The organism is Acidobacteriota bacterium (assembly GCA_034211275.1).
Classification (GTDB): Bacteria; Acidobacteriota; Thermoanaerobaculia; order Multivoradales; family JAHZIX01; genus JAGQSE01.
In genome coordinates, this window is sequence record JAXHTF010000025.1 from 1 (window position 1) to 17562 (window position 17562).

General features: G+C 64.2%; 10 protein-coding genes. 4 read left to right on the top strand and 6 right to left on the bottom strand.

All coding sequences use genetic code 11. The features are described 5' to 3' along the window. Nucleotides 1-116: 116 nt before the first annotated feature. Both SX243_06610 and SX243_06615 read left to right on the top strand, forming a co-directional pair. Nucleotides 117-2375, top strand: coding sequence for a tetratricopeptide repeat protein (locus tag SX243_06610; protein MDY7092627.1), 2259 nt, complete (start codon nt 117-119; stop codon nt 2373-2375). Between the two features lie 151 nt (nt 2376-2526). Continuing rightward, on the top strand, nt 2527-2754 hold the full coding sequence (locus SX243_06615; GenBank protein ID MDY7092628.1) for a hypothetical protein: 228 nt from the start codon (nt 2527-2529) through the stop codon (nt 2752-2754). A gap of 82 nt (nt 2755-2836) precedes the next feature. Here SX243_06615 and SX243_06620 read toward each other — a convergent pair whose 3' ends face one another. Then, the gene (locus tag SX243_06620; GenBank protein MDY7092629.1) at nt 2837-5530 is read right to left on the bottom strand and encodes a S8 family serine peptidase; all 2694 of its coding nucleotides are present in this window, start codon (nt 5528-5530) and stop codon (nt 2837-2839) included. A gap of 369 nt (nt 5531-5899) precedes the next feature. Further along, a complete protein-coding gene (locus SX243_06625) occupies nt 5900-6070 on the bottom strand; it encodes a hypothetical protein (protein ID MDY7092630.1) in 171 nt (56 codons plus the stop codon). On the opposite strand from SX243_06625, the gene SX243_06630 reads away from it, so the two are divergent. Then, nucleotides 6062-6241 (top strand): hypothetical protein, encoded by a 180-nt coding sequence (locus tag SX243_06630; GenBank protein ID MDY7092631.1) that lies wholly within the window; start codon nt 6062-6064, stop codon nt 6239-6241. The two genes, SX243_06625 and SX243_06630, sit on opposite strands and share 9 nt — an antisense overlap. Nucleotides 6242-6325: 84 nt before the next feature. On the opposite strand, the gene SX243_06635 is transcribed toward SX243_06630, so the two are convergent. Beyond that, nucleotides 6326-8782, bottom strand: coding sequence for a S8 family peptidase (locus SX243_06635; GenBank protein MDY7092632.1), 2457 nt, complete (start codon nt 8780-8782; stop codon nt 6326-6328). 338 nt (nt 8783-9120) lie between these two features. Here SX243_06635 and SX243_06640 point away from each other — a divergent pair, with 338 nt between their 5' ends. Then, complete coding sequence (locus tag SX243_06640) at nt 9121-9528, top strand: hypothetical protein (protein MDY7092633.1); 408 nt, start codon at nt 9121-9123, stop codon at nt 9526-9528. A gap of 207 nt (nt 9529-9735) precedes the next feature. Here SX243_06640 and SX243_06645 read toward each other — a convergent pair whose 3' ends face one another. The 3 genes from SX243_06645 to SX243_06655 form a co-directional block, all read right to left on the bottom strand. Further along, nucleotides 9736-11541 carry a hypothetical protein gene (locus SX243_06645; protein ID MDY7092634.1) on the bottom strand — a complete coding sequence of 602 codons (1806 nt, stop codon included), beginning with the start codon at nt 11539-11541 and terminating at the stop codon, nt 9736-9738. 462 nt (nt 11542-12003) lie between these two features. Further along, a complete protein-coding gene (locus SX243_06650) occupies nt 12004-14454 on the bottom strand; it encodes a S8 family serine peptidase (GenBank protein MDY7092635.1) in 2451 nt (816 codons plus the stop codon). Between the two features lie 276 nt (nt 14455-14730). Then, complete coding sequence (locus SX243_06655; GenBank protein ID MDY7092636.1) at nt 14731-17226, bottom strand: S8 family serine peptidase; 2496 nt, start codon at nt 17224-17226, stop codon at nt 14731-14733. Between the last annotated feature and the right edge of the window lie 336 nt (nt 17227-17562).

The following is a 17562-nucleotide window of genomic DNA, read 5'->3' on the forward strand; positions in this document are numbered from 1 at the left end:
GAACTTGTTCGACAGGAAGATGTCGATGTCGAACAAGTTCGCCTACCTCCGGTTCAACTATGCCACCGGGGATGCCGCCGGACAGAACATGGTCGGCAGGGCATAGTCCGGAGCAGGTGCGCGGCGAGAGCATCACCACCGCCAGCGACGTCTACTCCCTGGGAGTGCTGCTCTACGACCTGCTCACCGGTCACCGTCCCTACTACTGGCATCGCCGGTCGGCGCTGGAGATCCTGCGGGCGGTGTGCGAGGAGGATCCCGGCAAACCTTCGACGGCGGTGCTCCAAGAGGTGGAGGTGCCCACCACCGGCGGTGGTCGGGAAGTGCTCACTCCCAACGCGGTGAGCGCAGCCCGGGCCGAAGATCCCCGCTCCCTCCACCGTCGCCTCACCGGCGATCTCGACAACATCGTGCTCATGGCCCTGCGCAAGGACCCCCGGCGCCGGTACTCCTCGGCGGAGCAGCTGGCGACGGATGTGGAGCGCTATCTCACCGGTATGCCGGTGCGCGCCCGCCAAGAGACCCTCACCTACGTGGTGGGCAAGTTTGTCCGCCGCCACACCGCCGCCGTCACCGCCGCGGCGCTGACCCTGGCGCTGCTGGTGGGCTTCCTCATCACGCTCCTGGTGCAGCGGCAGCAGATCCTGCGCCAGAGCGCCCGGGCGACGGAGATCTCCAACTTCCTGGTGGAGCTGTTCGAAGTCTCCGAGCCGAGCCGCGCCCGCGGCGAGGCCATCACCGCTCGGGAGATTCTCGACCGCGGCGCCCGCCGCATCGATGAGCGGCTGGAGGATCAGCCCGGTCTGAAGGCGGATCTGCAGCAGACCATCAGCCGCGTGTACCAGAAGCTCGGGCTCTACCCGGAAGCCTTGGTGCACGCGGAGGCGGCTTTGGAGGCGCGCAAGGAGGGGCGGCGGGAAGCCGAGGCGCGGGCCCGCTCGCTGCTTCAGCTCGGTGACCTTCGCCTCGACGTGGGGGACTACCCTGCCGCCGCCGCTGCCTTCCGTCAGAGCCTGGAGATCTTCACCGACCATCGCGGCACCGCCGAGGCGCGGGTCCGGGCGCTCATCGGCCTCGGCCGGGCACTCCAGCTGAGCAGCGACCTGGCGGCCGCCGATCCCCTCTACCGGCAGGCCCTGGAGCTCGCCGAGAACGAGCTGGGAGAACAGAATCCCCTCACCGCTTCGAGCTACGACCATCTGGCCGGCCTGCTCCTGGAGCGCGGTGAGCTGGAGGCGGCGGAGCAGCACACCCGGCGTTCGTTGGAGCTCTACCAGCAACTCCACGGCGAGGATCATCCGCGGGTGGCGGAGGTGATGGACAACCTGGCCCAGGTGCTCGCCCGGCGGGGCGACTACGAGGCCGCCGAGCCCCTCTACCGCCAGGCGCTGGAGCTCCAGCGGAGCATTCTGGAGCCGGATCACCCCGCCATCGCCAGCACCCTGCACCACCTGGCCAACCTGCTCCACGACAGTGGCCGCTACGGCGACGGTCTCGACGCCGCCACCGAGGCTCTGAGCATCCGCCGCCGGGCTCTGGGGGATGAGCACCCCAAGGTCGCTTCCACCCTCAACAACCTGGGCCAGCTGCATCAGGAGCTGGGGGATCTGGAGGCCGCCGAAGCGCGCTATCGCGAGGCCCTGGACATCTGGCGCCAGCAGCTCGGCGACGACCACCCGGAGGTCGGCGTCGGCCTCAACAACCTGGCGCATGTGCTGCACCGTCGCGGTGAGCTGGCCGCCGCCGAAGATCTCTACCGCCAAACCCTGGAGATCTACCGCCGCGCCTACGGCGACGACCACGAGGACGTGGCCACGGTGCTCAACAACCTCGGCCGGATGGAACGGGCCCGCGGCGACGACGAAGCGGCGGAGCGTTCCCTGCGGGAGGCGGCGGAGATTCTAGAGCGGGCCCTCGGTCCGGACCATCCCAAGGTCGCCCTGGCGCGGCAGAATCTGGGCGGTTTGCTCTGGAGCCGTGGGGAGCTGGAACCGGCGGAGGCCCTCCAACGCCAGGCTCTGGACAGCCTGCTGGCCAGCGTCGGTCGTGACCATCCCCACACCGCCGTGGTGCGCCACTCTCTGGCCCTCACTCTGCTCGACCTCGAGCGACCCGCCGAGGCCGAAGAGGCCATCCGCCAGGCTCTGGTCACCTACCGCCGAGAGTTGCCGGAGGACCATCCGTGGATTCTCGACGCCCTCTCCCTCCAGGGCGCCTGCCTCGCCGCCCAGGGCCGGCTCCAGGCCGCCGAACCCTTGCTCCTCGACAGCCACCGCCAGCTCCTGGCCACCGTCGGCCCCGACTCCGACTTCACCCGCCGTAGCCGCGCGCGCCTCGACACGTTTCTCACCCCCTCCCAGCGGTCTCTCCAATAGCCCGACGAAGATTTTTCTTCTCCCGTGAGGGAAATGGCGACCGAGTTTCGCGTTTCTTCAACAAAGGGAGATCTTGTTGAGTGGTGCCGAAAGCGGCTTCGGCATCCGATCTGATCACCATCTGGGGACTAAGGAATGGGAGGAGGAGACCATGACCCCCGAACGATGGCGTACCGTCCGTGCGCTTCTGGCGGAAGCTTTGGAGCAAGAACCCCGCAACCGGCGAACCTGGATCGAAGAGATTTGTCCCGACGACGAGCGCATCCGCTCCGAAGTCGAGTCCCTCCTCGACGCCCACGACCGCGCCGGCAGCTTCATCGAACGCCCCTTGGCGCGGCTGGCGGTGCCGGGGTGGTTGTTGGGGCGGTCTTCGGTGTGAGAAGAACGGAGCCCCTCCGGCCAAAACGACCGAAGGGGCTCCCAAACTAGGCCGCTGGCTCACTCGCGGTGAGCCGGCGGCGTCAGTTGTTGGTCGACGTGAAGTCGTCGAATGCGAAGCGGCCGGTGGCGGTGGGGTGGTTGCCGCCGAAGGCGCCTAGGACGGCGCGGTCGACGCGGTGGTTGCCGTTGACCAGGTTGATCTGCTGGAAGACCTCGACGCCGTCGAGCACCAGGCGGGCGTAGCCGCCGATGCGCAGGAAGGGTGGGTCGGCGAACCATTCCACTTCGATGCGGGTCCAGCCGGAAAGGTTGTGCCAGCTGCTGGTGACCCAGTTGCCGGCGTTCTCGCGCACCAACATGCGAATCTGGTAGCCGCTGTTGTTGCGCACCTGGAGCAGGACCACATTGGTGGGGAGCTGATCGTCGCGTTGGGCGAAGATGTACACCGTTTCCCCCGTCTCCATCTTCATCGAATTGGGAGTGAACCAGAAACCGGCCTGGTAGGAGTCTTCCCGGTTGGGAGTGAGGTCCACCACGTTGGCGCGGTCCCCGGCGGCGCCGGCGAGCTTGGCGATCATCCCGTAGGTGCCGGAGTAGGCAGAGTACGGGCTGACCAGGAGCTGGCCGCCGCCCTGGACGTTCTGGGCGGTCCAGGCGGATAGATCACCGGATTCCCAGCCGTCCTCGAAGAGAACGCCGGAGGGTGCCTCGGCAGTGAGGGTGACGGTAGCGGTGTCGGTGTAGGACGGGTAATCCCGCAAAGCGATGGTGTAGGTGAAGGTGGTGGACCCGGCGGCCCAGAAGGCGGCGTCGGGCTCGAAGCGCAGGCCGGTGGCGTGCTCTTGGATGGTGCCGTGGCCGGGCTGGGTGAAGGAGGTGTACTGGATCTCCCCGGCGGGGCTGTCGTTGGACAGCAGTCCGGTGTAGCCAATGGAGAAGTACACGGTGCCTTGGGGCACGGTGTAGGCGTCATCCGCCGCGCTCGGTGCGGCGATGGCCTCCAGGAAGACGTCCACCGGGATCTGCACCGAGCAGTCGGTGCGATCACTCAGCAGATATTGGTAGCGGTCCTGCCCGGCGGTCCAGAAGCTGGCGTTGGGCCGGTACACGACGCCGGCGACGTGGATCTCCAGCGTGCCGTGCTGGGTCAGGGTGTCGTCGTAGTCGCAGATGCGCAGCGGGTCCCCCTCGGGGTCCGAGTCGTTGCCGAGCATGATGCCCAGGGGGATGGAGACCGACGACGAGCCTTCCACCACTCCCACGGTGTCCGCCACGCCCACCGGCGGCTGGTTGGCGCCGGGGTTGAGGTTGAGCAGGCGGTTGGGGGAGTTGCCGATGGAGTACGGGCTCGAAGGACTCGATTCGAGCACGCCCACGGTGGCGTTGGAGACGATGGCCTGGTGCACCTGCGCGGGCGTGGCACCGGGGTTGTCCTCCAGGTAGAGGGCCACCGCGCCGGCCACGTGGGGGGCGGCCATGGAGGTGCCGCTGAGGCGGCAAGCGCCGCTGGAGGTCTCGTAGTCGACGGAGTTGATGTGGGCAGCGGGGGCCCAGACGTCGATGCAGGTGCCGGTGTTGGAACCGCAGTCGTGGCCGCTGAAGTTGACGCAGAGCTCGTCGTAGGCGGGATCCGGAGCGCCGCCGGTGGTGTTGGGGCCTTCCCGCAGCCAGCGGCCGTCTTGGTCCTGGCCGCTCACCGTGTTGATGTCCATGCCGCCGGCGATGAGCATGCCCGGCACCTGGCCGCCGATGGTCATGTCGCAGGCGTCCACGGGATGGGGGTTGTTGCCGTGGTTGTCGTAAGCCACATCGGCCTGATTGCCGGCGGATTGCACGAAGGAGATGTTGGCGTTGAGCAGGTTTTGGGCGGCGGTGGCGAGGATCTGCCCCCAGCCTTCGGCGTTGCCTCCGCTGAAGCTGACCACCGCCGGGCCGACCTGTCCCGGATCCCCATGGGTGTCCAGAATCCACTCGATGCCTTCCATGACCGAATCGGTGCCGGAGGGGCCACCGCCGGTGCAGGTGTCGAGGAACTTCACTGGGTGCAGGATGGCGTCTTTGGCGACCCCGTAGGTGGAGCCGGCGGCGATCCCCGCGGTGTGGGAGCCATGGCCGTAGCAATCGTCCGTGCTGTTGCGGAACGGACTGGCTTCGTCGACCGTGGCGTTGACGCCGGCGCCGACGCGGCCGAAGAAGTCCGCGTGGGTGGCGCGGATGCCGGTGTCGATGAGATAGATGTGCGCGCCCTGGCCGCTGGCGGGATAGTCGAAGAAGCCGTCCCGCGGCAGGGTGCTCTGGTCGATGCGGTCCAGCCCCCAATTGTCCAGGCAGCTGTAGTTGGGGTCTCGGGGGTCGAGCTCGGAGCAGGAGATGGCCTGAGTGCCGGAGGCCTCGCCGGAGCGCTGGAGGTCGTCATGACCGTAGCAGTTGGCGGGTTGGGTGCTGAGCACTCCTATGGAGCGATTTTGCTCCACCAACCGCACCGCCGGATCTTTCGACAGCTCACGGGCCTGGCCTTCCGTCATCTCGACTAAGAAAGCGCGGGCAGCGAGCTCCCAGGAGTTGCGCACGGTGCCGCCGTAGCGGGCCACGAGATTCTCGGCAGCCAGCTTGACAGAAAGTGCACCGGCGGCTTCCTGCTCTTCCAGCAGCACGATGTACTGGTTCGCGATCCCCGTTCGAGGCGCTAGAAGCAGCTTGCCGTCGGTAGATCCCTGGCCGGACAGCTGGGCCAGGAGCGGCGTGGTTACGACGAGGCAGCAGGCGAAAAGCACGGCCGCCGCGAGGCGGAGCGGTCGCGCTGCACGAGTGAGGTGGGCCGACCTGGAACTGGGTCGGAGGGAGGCATTGGTCTGTGACATGGGGGACCTCCTGGGTCGTGTTGGAGAGGGCTGGCAGGCAGCGGACCTGCCGCCACCCTCCCCGGATGAAAAAAGGCCCTCGCTATTCGAGGGCCCTGGTATCGATACGCGAGATTTGAGGTCGGGTTCCCTCAAAGAATTTTTGGTGGGAGCCTCCGAAGAGAGCTTCCTGGTCGAGGAATCCGAAGACCTGAGAAGCGAGAAAGGGGCGCTCCCCGGGGCTTTGGGAGCCGGAGGGGAGCGCTGGAGAGCCAGTAGAGTCGTGGAGAGCTAGTGGAGCGCCTACCGCTGCGAAACGAACTCGTCCAGGTAGACCGTCCCGCTGGTGCCGGGATGAATACCGCCGAAGGCGCCGAAGAGGGCGCGGTCGATTCCGCGACTGCCGTAGTCGAGGCCGGTTTGCTGGTAGATGGGGTTACCGTCCGTGCGCTTCTGGCGGAAGCTTTGGAGCAAGAACCCCGCAACCGGCGAACCTGGATCGAAGAGACTTGTCCCGACGACGAGCGCATCCGCTCCGAAGTCGAGTCCCTTCTCGACGTCCACGACCGCGCCGGCAGCTTCATCGAACGTCCCTTGGCGCGGCTGGTGGTGCCGGGGTGGTTGCTGGGGCGGTCTTCGGTTTGAAGATAGGCGGAGCCCCTCCGGTCACACGGACCTGAGGGGCCTCTTCACCAGGACCGGAAGCTCACCGGAGGCGAGCCGGTAGGGTCAATAGCTACTCGACGTGAAGTCGTCGAAAGCGAACCAGCCGGTGGCCGGGGTGGTGAGCTGGCCGAAGGCCCCCAGGACTACGCGGTCGACGCGGATCGTGTCGTTGTCGTAGTTGGTCTTTTGGAGGACTGTGGTGCCGTCGAGGACCAGTCGGGCGGTGCCGGTGGCGGCGGAGCTGGAGGGGGCGGCGGACCATTCGAAGCTGAGGTGATTCCAGCCGTGGAGGTCGAACCAGCTGCTGTAGACGTATTGAAGGTTGTCCTCCCGCACCAGCACGCGGATCTGGTGGTTTGGGTTCTGGCGCAGCTGGAAGAGTGCGGCGGCGGTGGGGATTCCGTCGTCGCGGAGGGTGACGACATTGACGATCTCGCCCGCCGGGACCCGCATGAAGCCGGCGTTGAACCAGAAGGCCGTTTGATAGGAGACGGCCCGGTTGGGCGTGAAGTCGATGGGGGTCGCGCGATCATCGGCGCCGCCGAGGAGCCGGGTGATCAATCCGTAGGAGCCGGAGTAGGCGGCGTAGGGGCTGGTGGTGATTTCGCCCGCACCGGTGGTCTTCAGATTGCCCCAGGTGGAGAGATCCCCGGATTCGAAGTCATCGTTGAAGCTCACGGAGTTGAGGGCGACGAGGGAGACGTCCACTGGTACCTGAACCGAGCAGTCGAAGCGGTCGGTGAGCAGATACTGGAAGTGATCTTCCCCGGCGGTCCAGAAGCTGGGACCCGGCACGTAGTTCACTCCGCCGAGATGACCGAGGTCGAGGGTACCGTGCTGCAGTAGATTGGAGTCGTAGCTACAGATGGCCAGCGGCCCTTCCTCCGGGTCCCAGTCGTCGTTTAAGAGCAGGCCGTTCGGGATAGCGACGGAGGTGGCGCCCGGCTCGACCAGGATCGTGTCCGCGACTCCCACCGGTTGCTGGTTGACTCCGGTGTTGGTGTGGAGCAGCCGGTTGGGAGAGTTGCCGATGGCGTAGGCGCTGTCAGGATCGGCTTCCAGCACTCCGAAGGTGGCGTTGCTGACGATGGCCTGGTGAACCTGGTTCGGATTGGCATTGGGGTTTCTCTCCAGGAACAACGCTACCGCCCCGGCGACGTGGGGTGCGGCCATGGAGGTGCCGCTGAGCCGGCAGGCGGTGCCTTCGTAGTCGGCGGATCGAATGTGGGCCGCCGGTGCCCAGACGTCGATGCAGGGGCCGGTGTTGGAGCCGCAGTCGGTACCGCATTGGCTGGGATAGCTGGGATCCGGGCTGCCGCCGGTGGTGTTTTCGCCCTCGCGCAGCCAGCGGCCGTCTCGGTCCTGTCCGTCGACGGAGTTGATGTCCATCCCGCCGACGACGAGCACCTGGGGGATCGGGCCGCCGAGGGTGCGGGCGCAAGCGTCTCCCTGGGGGTCGTCACCGGAGTCGTTCTGGTTGCCGGCGGATTGCACGAAGGGGATGTCTTCGAGGAGCAGGTTTTGAACGGCGGTGGCGAGGGTCTCTCCCCAGCCTTCGACGTTGCCGCCGCTGAAGCTCACCACTGCCGGACCCACCTGCCCCGGGTCTTCATGGGTGTCCAGGATCCATTCAATGCCCTCCATCACGGAATCGGTGCCGGCGGACCCGCCGCCAGCGCAGCTGTCGCCGAATTTGACCGGGTGCAGGATGGCGTCTTGGGCGACGCCATAGGTGCTACCGGCGGCGATGCCGGCGGTGTGGGTTCCATGACCGTGGCAGTCGTCGGTGTTGTCGCGGAACTGACTGGTCTCGGGCACCGTGGCGTTGACCCCCGCGCCGATGCGGCCGGTGAATTCCGCGTGGTCGGTGGCGATGCCGGTGTCGATGAGGTAGATGTGCACCCCCTGGCCGGTGGCCAGGTAGTCGTAGAAGCCGTCGAGGGGCAGCGCACCCTGGTCGACGCGGTCAAGCCCCCAATTGTCCGGGCAGAAGTAGTTCGGGTCCCGGGGGTCGTGCTCGAAGCAGTCGATGAGCCGGGTCCCGGCCGCTTCGCCGCTGCGGCTCTGGGTCGTGCTGCCGTAGCAATCCGGGGGCAGGGCGCCGGCCAGGCCGACGGCGCGGTTTTGCTCGACCATCCGGACCGCTGGATCCTTGGACAGGGCGAGGGCTTCGTCCGGGCTCATCTCTGCCAGAAAGGCGCGGGCGGCCCGATGCCAGGTCGTGCGCACCGTGCCCCCGTAGCGGGCGATGAGATCGCCGGCCTGGAGCCGGACGGATCGAGCGTTGGACTCGGTTTGGTCGGCGAGGAGAACGAGGTATTCGCCCTCGAAGCCGGTGTGGGGCGCCAGGAGGAGCTTGTCGGTGGGGGAGGGCGTACCGGAGGTCTGTGCCAGGAGCGGGGAAGCCACGATCAGGCCGCCGACCAAGAGGAGGGTGAAGAGGGCTCGGATCCCTCGGCGTGGGCTGGTGGTGCGGCCCGGGGTGGGATGGAAACAAGGACGAGAAAGCAGTCGTCGCATGGGGACTCCTTGGTAGTGCGAGCCTCGTAGCTCCCGCAGGAGCCGGCGGCTCGTGGATGAGAGAACGGCCCCCGGTGTTCGAGAGGGCTTCAACCAAGCCGCGAAATCCGGCGCAAGATGTGCTCAAAGAAATTCGCCAAGAGTCGGTTTTTGTGGTCGCCGAGAGTGACTTCCGCGATTGGCAGGCGCTGGAAATGTGGGAAGTCGAAGCCCCAAGAGGGCAAGAGAGCCCCTCCGATCACACCGACCGAAGGGGCTATGCGTAGGGTGCTCGATGGGCCGAAGCGGTTACCGCTGCGAGACGAACTCCTCCAGGTAGACGGTGCCGCTGGTGCTGGATGGTTGCTGCCGAAGGCTCCGAAGAGGGTGCGGTCGATGCGGCGGCTGCCGAAGTCGAGGCCGGTTTGTTGCTAGACGGGGCTTCCGTCGACCAACAACCGGACCGAGCCGGTGCCGAAAGCGGCTTCGGCACCGGCTCTGATCGCCATCTGGGGATTGAGGAATGGGAGGACGAGACCATGACCCCCGAACGATGGCGTACCATCCGTGCGCTCTTGGCGGAAGCCCTGGAACAGGAACCCCACCACCGGCGGACTTGGATCGAGGAGATCTGTCCTGACGACGAGCGCATCCGCTCTGAAGTCGGGTCCCTCCTCGACGCCCACGACCGCGCCGGCACTTTCATCGAGCGCCCCCTGGCCCGGCTGGTGGCGCCGGGGTGGTTGCTGGGGCGGACTTCGGTGTGAGGGGGGCTCCTTGAGCTCGGTTGAGGAAAATTCCTACCGTCACCAACTAGGTAGGAAGTTGAGCGAGGCTCCACGCCTCATGGCCACAGGTAGAGACCGTGGGGTCTTCTGCCAAGGTGACAGGTAAGAGAACTGCAAGATTCCTAGCTGCAGAGGCCACTGGCTTGGTTGGAGTCCTGGCAGAGTGACCATCGCTAGGTTGCTTTTCTACAGCGGAAGCCGATGGCCGCGCACTTTTCCTACACAAAAGCCCACCAAGAGGATCGCGAAGGCAGACGCTGCTAGGAACCAAGTGACCAGCACCCCGGTATTCATGTCTAGGAGGCTAAGGATCAAGCCAAGTAGAAGCAGCCAGGGGAAGAGGATCGCAGAAAGTGCAAAGAAGCGAGCCCGGCCGGTTTTGTCTCCTGGCCCTAGATAGACGCTTTCTAGGTCATAGTCCGAGCCAGGTTTGCGGGGAGCGTTGGCGAAGTCATGCTCTCCCTTGAAGATGATCGAAAAAATCTCACCAATAACCTGGCGGTTGTCAAAATAGGCAGAATGCGACGCTCCTGGGTCGGGAAAGTATAAGTTCGAAATATGAACGTTGTCGACCCGATTTGGTAGTCCCCGGCGACTGGTTGGTGAATGTATTGCGCCGCTTATGATGTCCCCTTCATCCCAGAAGTTGATCCAGTGGATGTGCGGCTTTCTATTGCGGGAAAAAGGAACTCCTCCAATGTCGCCGCGCAGATCTTCTACTACCCGCTTGTACCTGTGAAATCGACTCTTGTAGCTCTCGAAGAAGTATTGGATCTTGTCGATTGGGCTAGCGATGGTTATCAGGTGTGTGATCTTGTCAAGTGGAATTGGTTTTGAAATTGGGTCGGAGGGATAGTGAGCTCGATTATACCTGGCGACCTCCAGGAGGGTATCTTGCGCGACCGCTGTACCAAGGCTATGGCTGACGATCACAGCCCTGGTGCAGTCGGGGTCAGATAAAACATGGGAAAGAAGTCTGAATCCACGATCAATTACTTTCTTGCGTCGTTGGTGCTTGGCGTCGGTCTCTTCGTAGGTTGACCAGGATTCGACGTCGCCCAAATATAATGTGAGAAATTTTCTGATCCCGAGTAGTCCACCGATTGAAAATAGCACTCCAAACAAGGCTGCCAAGGAGGGGTTGAGCCTGGTGGATATGGGATCAGGCATAATGCCCAATAATGGTTTCAGTACTTCCCATCCGTAGGTTTTCTGAAAAGCGTAGAGGATTAGGGCGGCGGCTACTCCAGTGAGTGCCATCAGAGTCAAGCCAAAGGTGACAAGCAAGAAGGCGGTTGTAGCTTCGCGGTATCGATACTTCTGGCGCCAAAGTTCCGAGAGCGCAAGAAGCTTTTTCTGACTTTGAGAGGATTTGATCTCCTTCTCTTGGAATTTCAGGAAGTTTTTGAAGGTCCCCTTTGGGAAATCTCTTCGTGCGTCATGGCGTTCGAATCTGTGATAAAGACCCATTAGTTCGGAGAAATCTCTCTCTCTAGTTCCAGGTGGCCAGGAATCTGGTTCATGGAAGATCTCCATCAGAGTAGACCGGCGTAGTCGAGGCCGCTCTCTCCACTCTGCTCGGATTGTTTCTAGGGGCCTTGGTACCTGGCCAAAGAGCCATACAAGGACCCTCCATGCGGAACTGTGTTCGGCCATGATCGGAGCCCAGTAAAGCTCGAAGAATCTCGCGTTTGTGGGTTCAACTCCTTCTTCCTTAGGGCTATGATGCTTGGCCCGAATATAGACTTCGGTTCTCCCGGCGCCGCTCCTTGAAGGTTCTAGTCTGGGGCGTATTCTTGCGAGGTAGCCTTTCTCTTCTCCTCGTCTTTGAGAGTTTGAAAGATGGATGTCTATGGCGTCGATCAGCCGGCTTGCCTCCTCATATCGTCGCTGGCTTCCCATGCCATGTACGTATATGACGGCGACGTGCCCGTCTTTTTTCTCGGGCGCCTTCTCGGTTGTCTCTTCCGTTGGGCGGCTGTGCATTTCCATGCTTCCTCTTTAGTTCAATGGCTGTTAGCCAATATGATGCTTGAGGGTGGTAGTAAGTGGCATTGTCAGGCTGATTCGATCGGCGCAAAGTCAGAAGGAGTGGTGGCTAAGGTCTTGGGCTCTAGCTGTCTTGTAGTGGTCGAGCAGTGGCAGAGTCGACCTACCTGCGCGGTAGACGTTGACTTGCGTTTCGCCTTCACCAGTATTGCTTTAAATTCTTGCGTTGTATGGTACGCGATGGTGCGGCTATTCGTCAAAGGAGACTGCTTTCGATTAGGGCTTGGGCGTCGCTTGCAAGTCTGATGTCCTAGAAACTCTAGAGATTTAGGGCTCTGGATGACGGGAAGCTTGCTAAGAGTTCGTCGAGAGCCGAGGCACCGCGCAACGCCACGGGAGTGAGGTCAGAGAGAGTAGTGTCGCCCCCCGGCCCGGAAGGCCGGGGGGGTTGGGGGCTCGGGACACCTACCGCTGCGAAACGAACTCGTCCAGATAGACCGTTCCGCTGGTTCCGGGGTGGATGCCGCCGAAGGCGCCGAAGAGGGCACGGTCGATGCGGCGGGGGCCGTAGTCGAGGCCGGATTGTTCATAGACGGGGGTACCGTCCAGAAGCAGCCGCACAAAGCCGAGGTCTTGACTGCCGCCCGTGCCCCACTGCGCTTCGACATGGGTCCAGCCGACGATCGATTGCAGGGTGCTCTGGGTCACTTGATCGGCAGCGTCTTGGGTGCGCAAGCGCAGGGCGGGACCTTGGCGCTGGTGGACCTCGATCTGGAACACGAAGCGGCCTGCGGAGTCGTCCCGCGCGTTGAGGAGCTTGAGAAAGTCCCCGGAGGTCATCGTGAGGGAGTCCGCATTGAGCCAGAACTCGACGGAGTAGGAATCCTCCTGGTTCGGAGTGAAGGTTTCCAGCTTGGCTTTGGAGCTTGCGCTGTTCAAGGTCGTTTCGAGGCCGAGGAGGCCTTTGTAGGAAGCCGCTGAGGTCACTTGCAGGGTGGCTCCGCCGGAGACCGTCTGGCTGTCCCAAGAGGAGAGGCTCCCGGATTCGAAATCATCCTCGAAGAGCACCGGATCGGCGATCAGGGTCACGTTAGCGGTGGCGGTGTAGGCGGGGAGGTCGAGCAACTCGATGGTGTAGGTGAAGGTCGTCGACCCGGCAGTCCAGAAGCTCGGGAACGGCTGGAAGATCAACCCCGCGGCGTGGATCTGGATGTTGCCGTGTTGTGGTTGGGTGTGGGAGTTGTAGCGAATCTCGCCGGTGGGGGTGTCGTTGGCGAAGAGGCCGTTGTATCCCAGGGTGAAGCTCGACGAACCCTGAGGGACCACATAGGTGTCGTCCTCGGCATTGGGTGGGACGACGGAGCCGGGAACGACGTTGACTAGGCGATTGGGAGAGTTGCCGATGGAGTAGGGGCTGAGGGGATCGTCCTCCAGCACGCCGAGGATCGCGTTGTCGACGATGGCCTGGTGTACCTGGGCAGGCGTGGCGGTGGGATTTGCCTCCAGGTGGAGGGCCACCGCACCGGCGACGTGGGGAGCGGCCATAGATGTGCCGCTGAGCCGGCAGCTGGCACCCGGGCCGTCGTGATCGGCGGATTGAATGTGGGCCGCCGGAGCCCAGATGTCGATGCAAGGGCCGGTGTTGGAGCCGCAGTCTTGCTGTACGCCGCACAGCTGCGGATAGCTGGGATCGGGGTCCCCTCCAGTGGTTGCAGGCCCCTCACGTAGCCAGCGGCCGTCCTTCAGCTGGCCACCGACGCGATTCAGGTCCATTCCGCCGACGACGATCACCTCGTCTACGGGACCTCCGAGAGATCGACTGCAGGCGTCGACTGGGGTACCTCCGGCGTTGTCGTTTTGGTTGCCGGCCGATTGGACCAGGGAAATACCGGCGCTGAGGAGATTCTGCGCTGCGGTAGCGATCAGGGTGCTCCACCCGGTGCTGGTATTTCCGCCGCTGTAGTTCACCACGGCAGGACCCTCATGACCCGCAGAGCCATGGACGGAGAGGATCCAATCGATGGCGTTGATGATGGTCTGGCTGCTGGTTCCTGCCGGAGGATCACCACAGGGGTCCGACACCTTCACCATGTGAATCACGGCGTCCTTGGCCACTCCAAAGGTGCTTCCGGCTGCGATAGCGGCCGTGTGCGTTCCGTGGCCGAGGCAGTCGGTGAGGTTGAAGCGGTTCGGATGTCCTGGAGCTACGGTGACGTTGACGCTGGGCCCCAGGCGGCCGGCAAACTCGGGATGAGAGGAAGCGATGCCGGAGTCGATCAGGTAGACGTGGGTTCCTGCTCCGCTAGCCGGATAATCGAAGAATCCATCTCGGGGTAGAAGAGCCTGGTCGATGCGATCCAGCCCCCAATTGTCGGGGCAGTTGTAGCCGGGATCCTGGGGATCGAGCTCGGAGCAGGAGATGGCCTGGGTGCCGGCGGCCTCGCCGCCGCCTGCAACGCTCTGGGTGGTGTTGCCGTAGCAGTCTGGGGGTAGGGTGCCAAAGAATTCGATCCTCCGGTTCTGCTCCACCACCCTCACTGCGGGATCCTTGGCCAGCTGGAGGGCCTGGTCCTCGCTCATCTCGGCCAGGAACGCAGGGGCGGCCCGGTGCCAGAATTCCTGCACGGTGCCGCCGTAGCGGGTGACCAACTCGTCGGCCTCGCGTTTGACGTCGGCCTCGGTAGGTTCGATGAAATCGGCCAGGAGAACGAGATATTCCCCTTCGATGCTGTCCTGAGGGGCCAGGCGCAGCTCGCTGGTCGGGGATGGGGCATCGCCGGGCTGCGCCGTCAGCGGCAACGCTGCGAGGAGGCAGCCGGCGAGGAGCAAGGCGGTCGCCGTAGAGATCGCTCGGGTTGGGTTGTGACTGCGGCCCAGCTGGGGCCGGGAACGGAACAGGGTGGTCCATGGTCGCATGGGGGACTCCTTGGTAGTGCGGGCCTCGCAGTTCCCGCAGGAACTGGAGCCTCGTTGACGAGAAAAGACCCTCGGTGTTGGAGAGGGCTTCAACCAAGCCGCGAAATCCGGCGGGAAATGTGCTCAAGAAACTTTCGGCGAGGGGTCGCAGGGATGGCTCGGAGCATGCTCGGAGGCGGAGCTGCCGGACCCCCAGAAAGAGAGCCCCTCCGGCCACGCGGACCGGAGGGGCCTCTTCACCAGGACCGGAGGCTCACCGGAGGCGAGCCGGCGGTGTCAGAATTGGCTCGACGAGAAGTCGTCGAAGGCGAAGTAGCCGGTGGCGGAGGGGGAGACGCCGCCGAAGGCGCCCAGGACGGCGCGATCAATGCGGTGGTCGCTGTTGTCCAGGTTGGTCTCCTGGAAGACCTCGACGCCGTTGAGCAGCAGGCGGGCGTAGCCGCCGACGCTGGTCAGGGGTGGATCGGCGAACCACTCCACGTCGATGTGATTCCAGCCAGAGAGATTGAACCAGTCGCTGTAGGTCCAGGAGCGGTCGTTCTCCCGCACCTGCAAGCGGAGCTGATGGGTTGTCCCCTTGCGCACTTGGAGCAGGATGACGTTGGTTGGGAGCACGTCATCTCGTTGGGCGTAGATGTAGACCACCTGCCCATTGGCAATCTGCATGGCATCGGGGTTGAACCAGAAGCTGGCCTGGTAGGAGGTCTCCCGGTTGGGGGTCAGGTCGATGACCTTGGCGCTGTCCGAAACACCGCCCCCGAGGTAGGCCCTCAGGCCGTAAGCGCCGAAGTACTTGGAGGACGAGCTGGCGGTGACCTGGCCGCCACCCAGGACGTGTTGGGCGGTCCAGGCGGATAGGTTGCCGGACTCGAAGTCATCGGCTAAGAGGGCGATCTTGAGAAAGACGTCCACCGGGATCTGTCGGGAGCAGTCGGAGCGGTCGCTGAGCAGATATTGGAAGCGATCCTCACCAGCGGTCCAGAAGCTGGAGTTGGGCGCGTAGTTGACGCCGGCGACGTGGCTCGCCAGCGTGCCGTGTTGGGTCAAGCTGTCGTCGTAGCTACAGATCCGCAGGGCGTCCCCCTCGGGGTCCCAATCGTTTCCGAGCATGGCTCCCAGGGAGATGGAAACCTGGGGCGAGCCCGCGGCCACGACGACGGTGTCCGCCACACCCACCGGCGGCCGATTGCCGCCGGGATTGACGTTGAGCAGTCGGTTGGGGGAGTTGCCGATGGAGTACGGGCTCGAAGGGCTGGATTCGAGCACCCCGACGGTGGCGTTGTCGATGATCGCCTGGTGCACTTGTGCGGGGGTGGCACTGGGATGGTCTTCCAGGTAGAGCGCCACCGCGCCGGCCACGTGGGGGGCTGCCATGGAGGTGCCGCTCAGCCGGAAGCTGTAGTCGTTGTTCTGCGGTGGGTTGTAGTCTTCCTCGGCGGAACGAATGTGAGCCGCCGGGGCCCAGACGTCAATGCAGGGACCGGTGTTAGACCCACAGTCATGGTAGTGAAAGTCGATGCAGGAGGGTTGGTAGCTGGGATCGGGGCTACCGCCAGTGGTGGTAGGGCCTTCCCGGAGCCAGCGCCCGTCTTTTTCCTGACCGTGGACCGTGTTGATGTCCATACCGCCGGCGATGAGCATTCCCGGAACCACGCCGCCGATGGTCACATCGCAGACGTTCACAGGGTGCGAGTTGCCTTGCCTGTCATAGGCGAGGTTGTTTTGGTTGCCGGCGGATTGGACGAAGGAGATGCCGGCGTTGAGCAAGTTCTGAGCCGAGGAGGCGAGGATCTGACCCCAGCCCTCTTCGTTGGCACCGCTGAAGCTGACCACCGACGGTCCTTGATGGCCTGCGGTTCCCTGGACGCTAAGCACCCACTCGATGCTGTCCATGATCTCGTCCTCGCCACCGTTGATGAGAACGTCGCAGTATTCACGGAATTGTACCGGGTGGACCATGGCGTCTTTGGCGACGCCGTAGGTGCTGCCGGCGGCGATGGCAGCGGTGTGGGTGCCGTGGCCGTGGCAGTCCTCGGTGTCATCGCGATCGTCATGGCCGTCGGGGACGGTGACGTTGACCCCCGGGCCGATGCGCCCAGCGAGCTCCGGATGGGTAGAGGAAATGCCGGTGTCGATGAGGTAGATGTGTACACCCTGGCCGCTAGCGGGATAGTCGTAGAAGCCGTCCCGGGGCAGGGTGCTCTGGTCGATGCGGTCGAGGCCCCAGTTGTCCGGGCAGTTGTAGCCGGGATCCCGGGGGTCGAGCTCGGAGCAGGAGATGGATTGCGTGCCGAAGGCTTCACCGACAATCGTGCCGCTTTGAGTGATGTTGTCGGAGAACCCAGGATACGGGGGGACGGAGACCTCGACGGTGCGATTTTGTTCCACCAGCCGCACCGCCGGATCCTTGGACAGCTGACGGGCCTGGTCCAGGGTCATTTTCGCAAGAAAGGCCCGCGCCGCCAGGTCCCAAGTCTTCTGCACCGTACCGCCGTAGCGGGCGACGAGATTCTCCGCGGCGAGGGCGGTGGGGGCGACGGATGGAGTCTGGTCCTCCAAGAGCACGAGGAACTCGCCGGCGACGCCGGTTTGCGGGGCTAGTCGAAGCTTGCTCTGCGGGGAGGAGGAATCGAGGGGCTGCGCAGCCAGCGGCAGCGCGGCGAGCAGACAGCCGATGAGGATGAGGTGAGTGGTCAAGAAGCGGCCTTGGGCCAGGGGGACTCGACGGCCTTCCAGCATTCGGGAGCAGAGGACGGCGAACAATCGTTGCATGAGTGACTCCTGAGTAGGGTGGCCCTCGCAGCTCCCGCAGGAGCCGGCGGCTCGTGGATGAGAGAACGGCCCCCGGTGTTCGAGAGGGCTTCAACCAAGCCGCGAAATCCGGCGAGAAATGTGCTCAAGAAATCTCGCGAAGGAGTCGATGGGGCTGGCCCGCCAGGGCGTCCAGAGGAACCCGCCAGGGCGTCCGGTGGAGGTGCTGATGCTCCGCCAAGAAAAAAGACCCTCCGATCAGCGTGATCGGAGGGTGGGTCTAGCGGGCATGTTGGGCCCACTCGAGGAGCTTGTTCGAAGGACTCGTTCCGGGGGTTGAGGCCGGGGGTGGGCGCA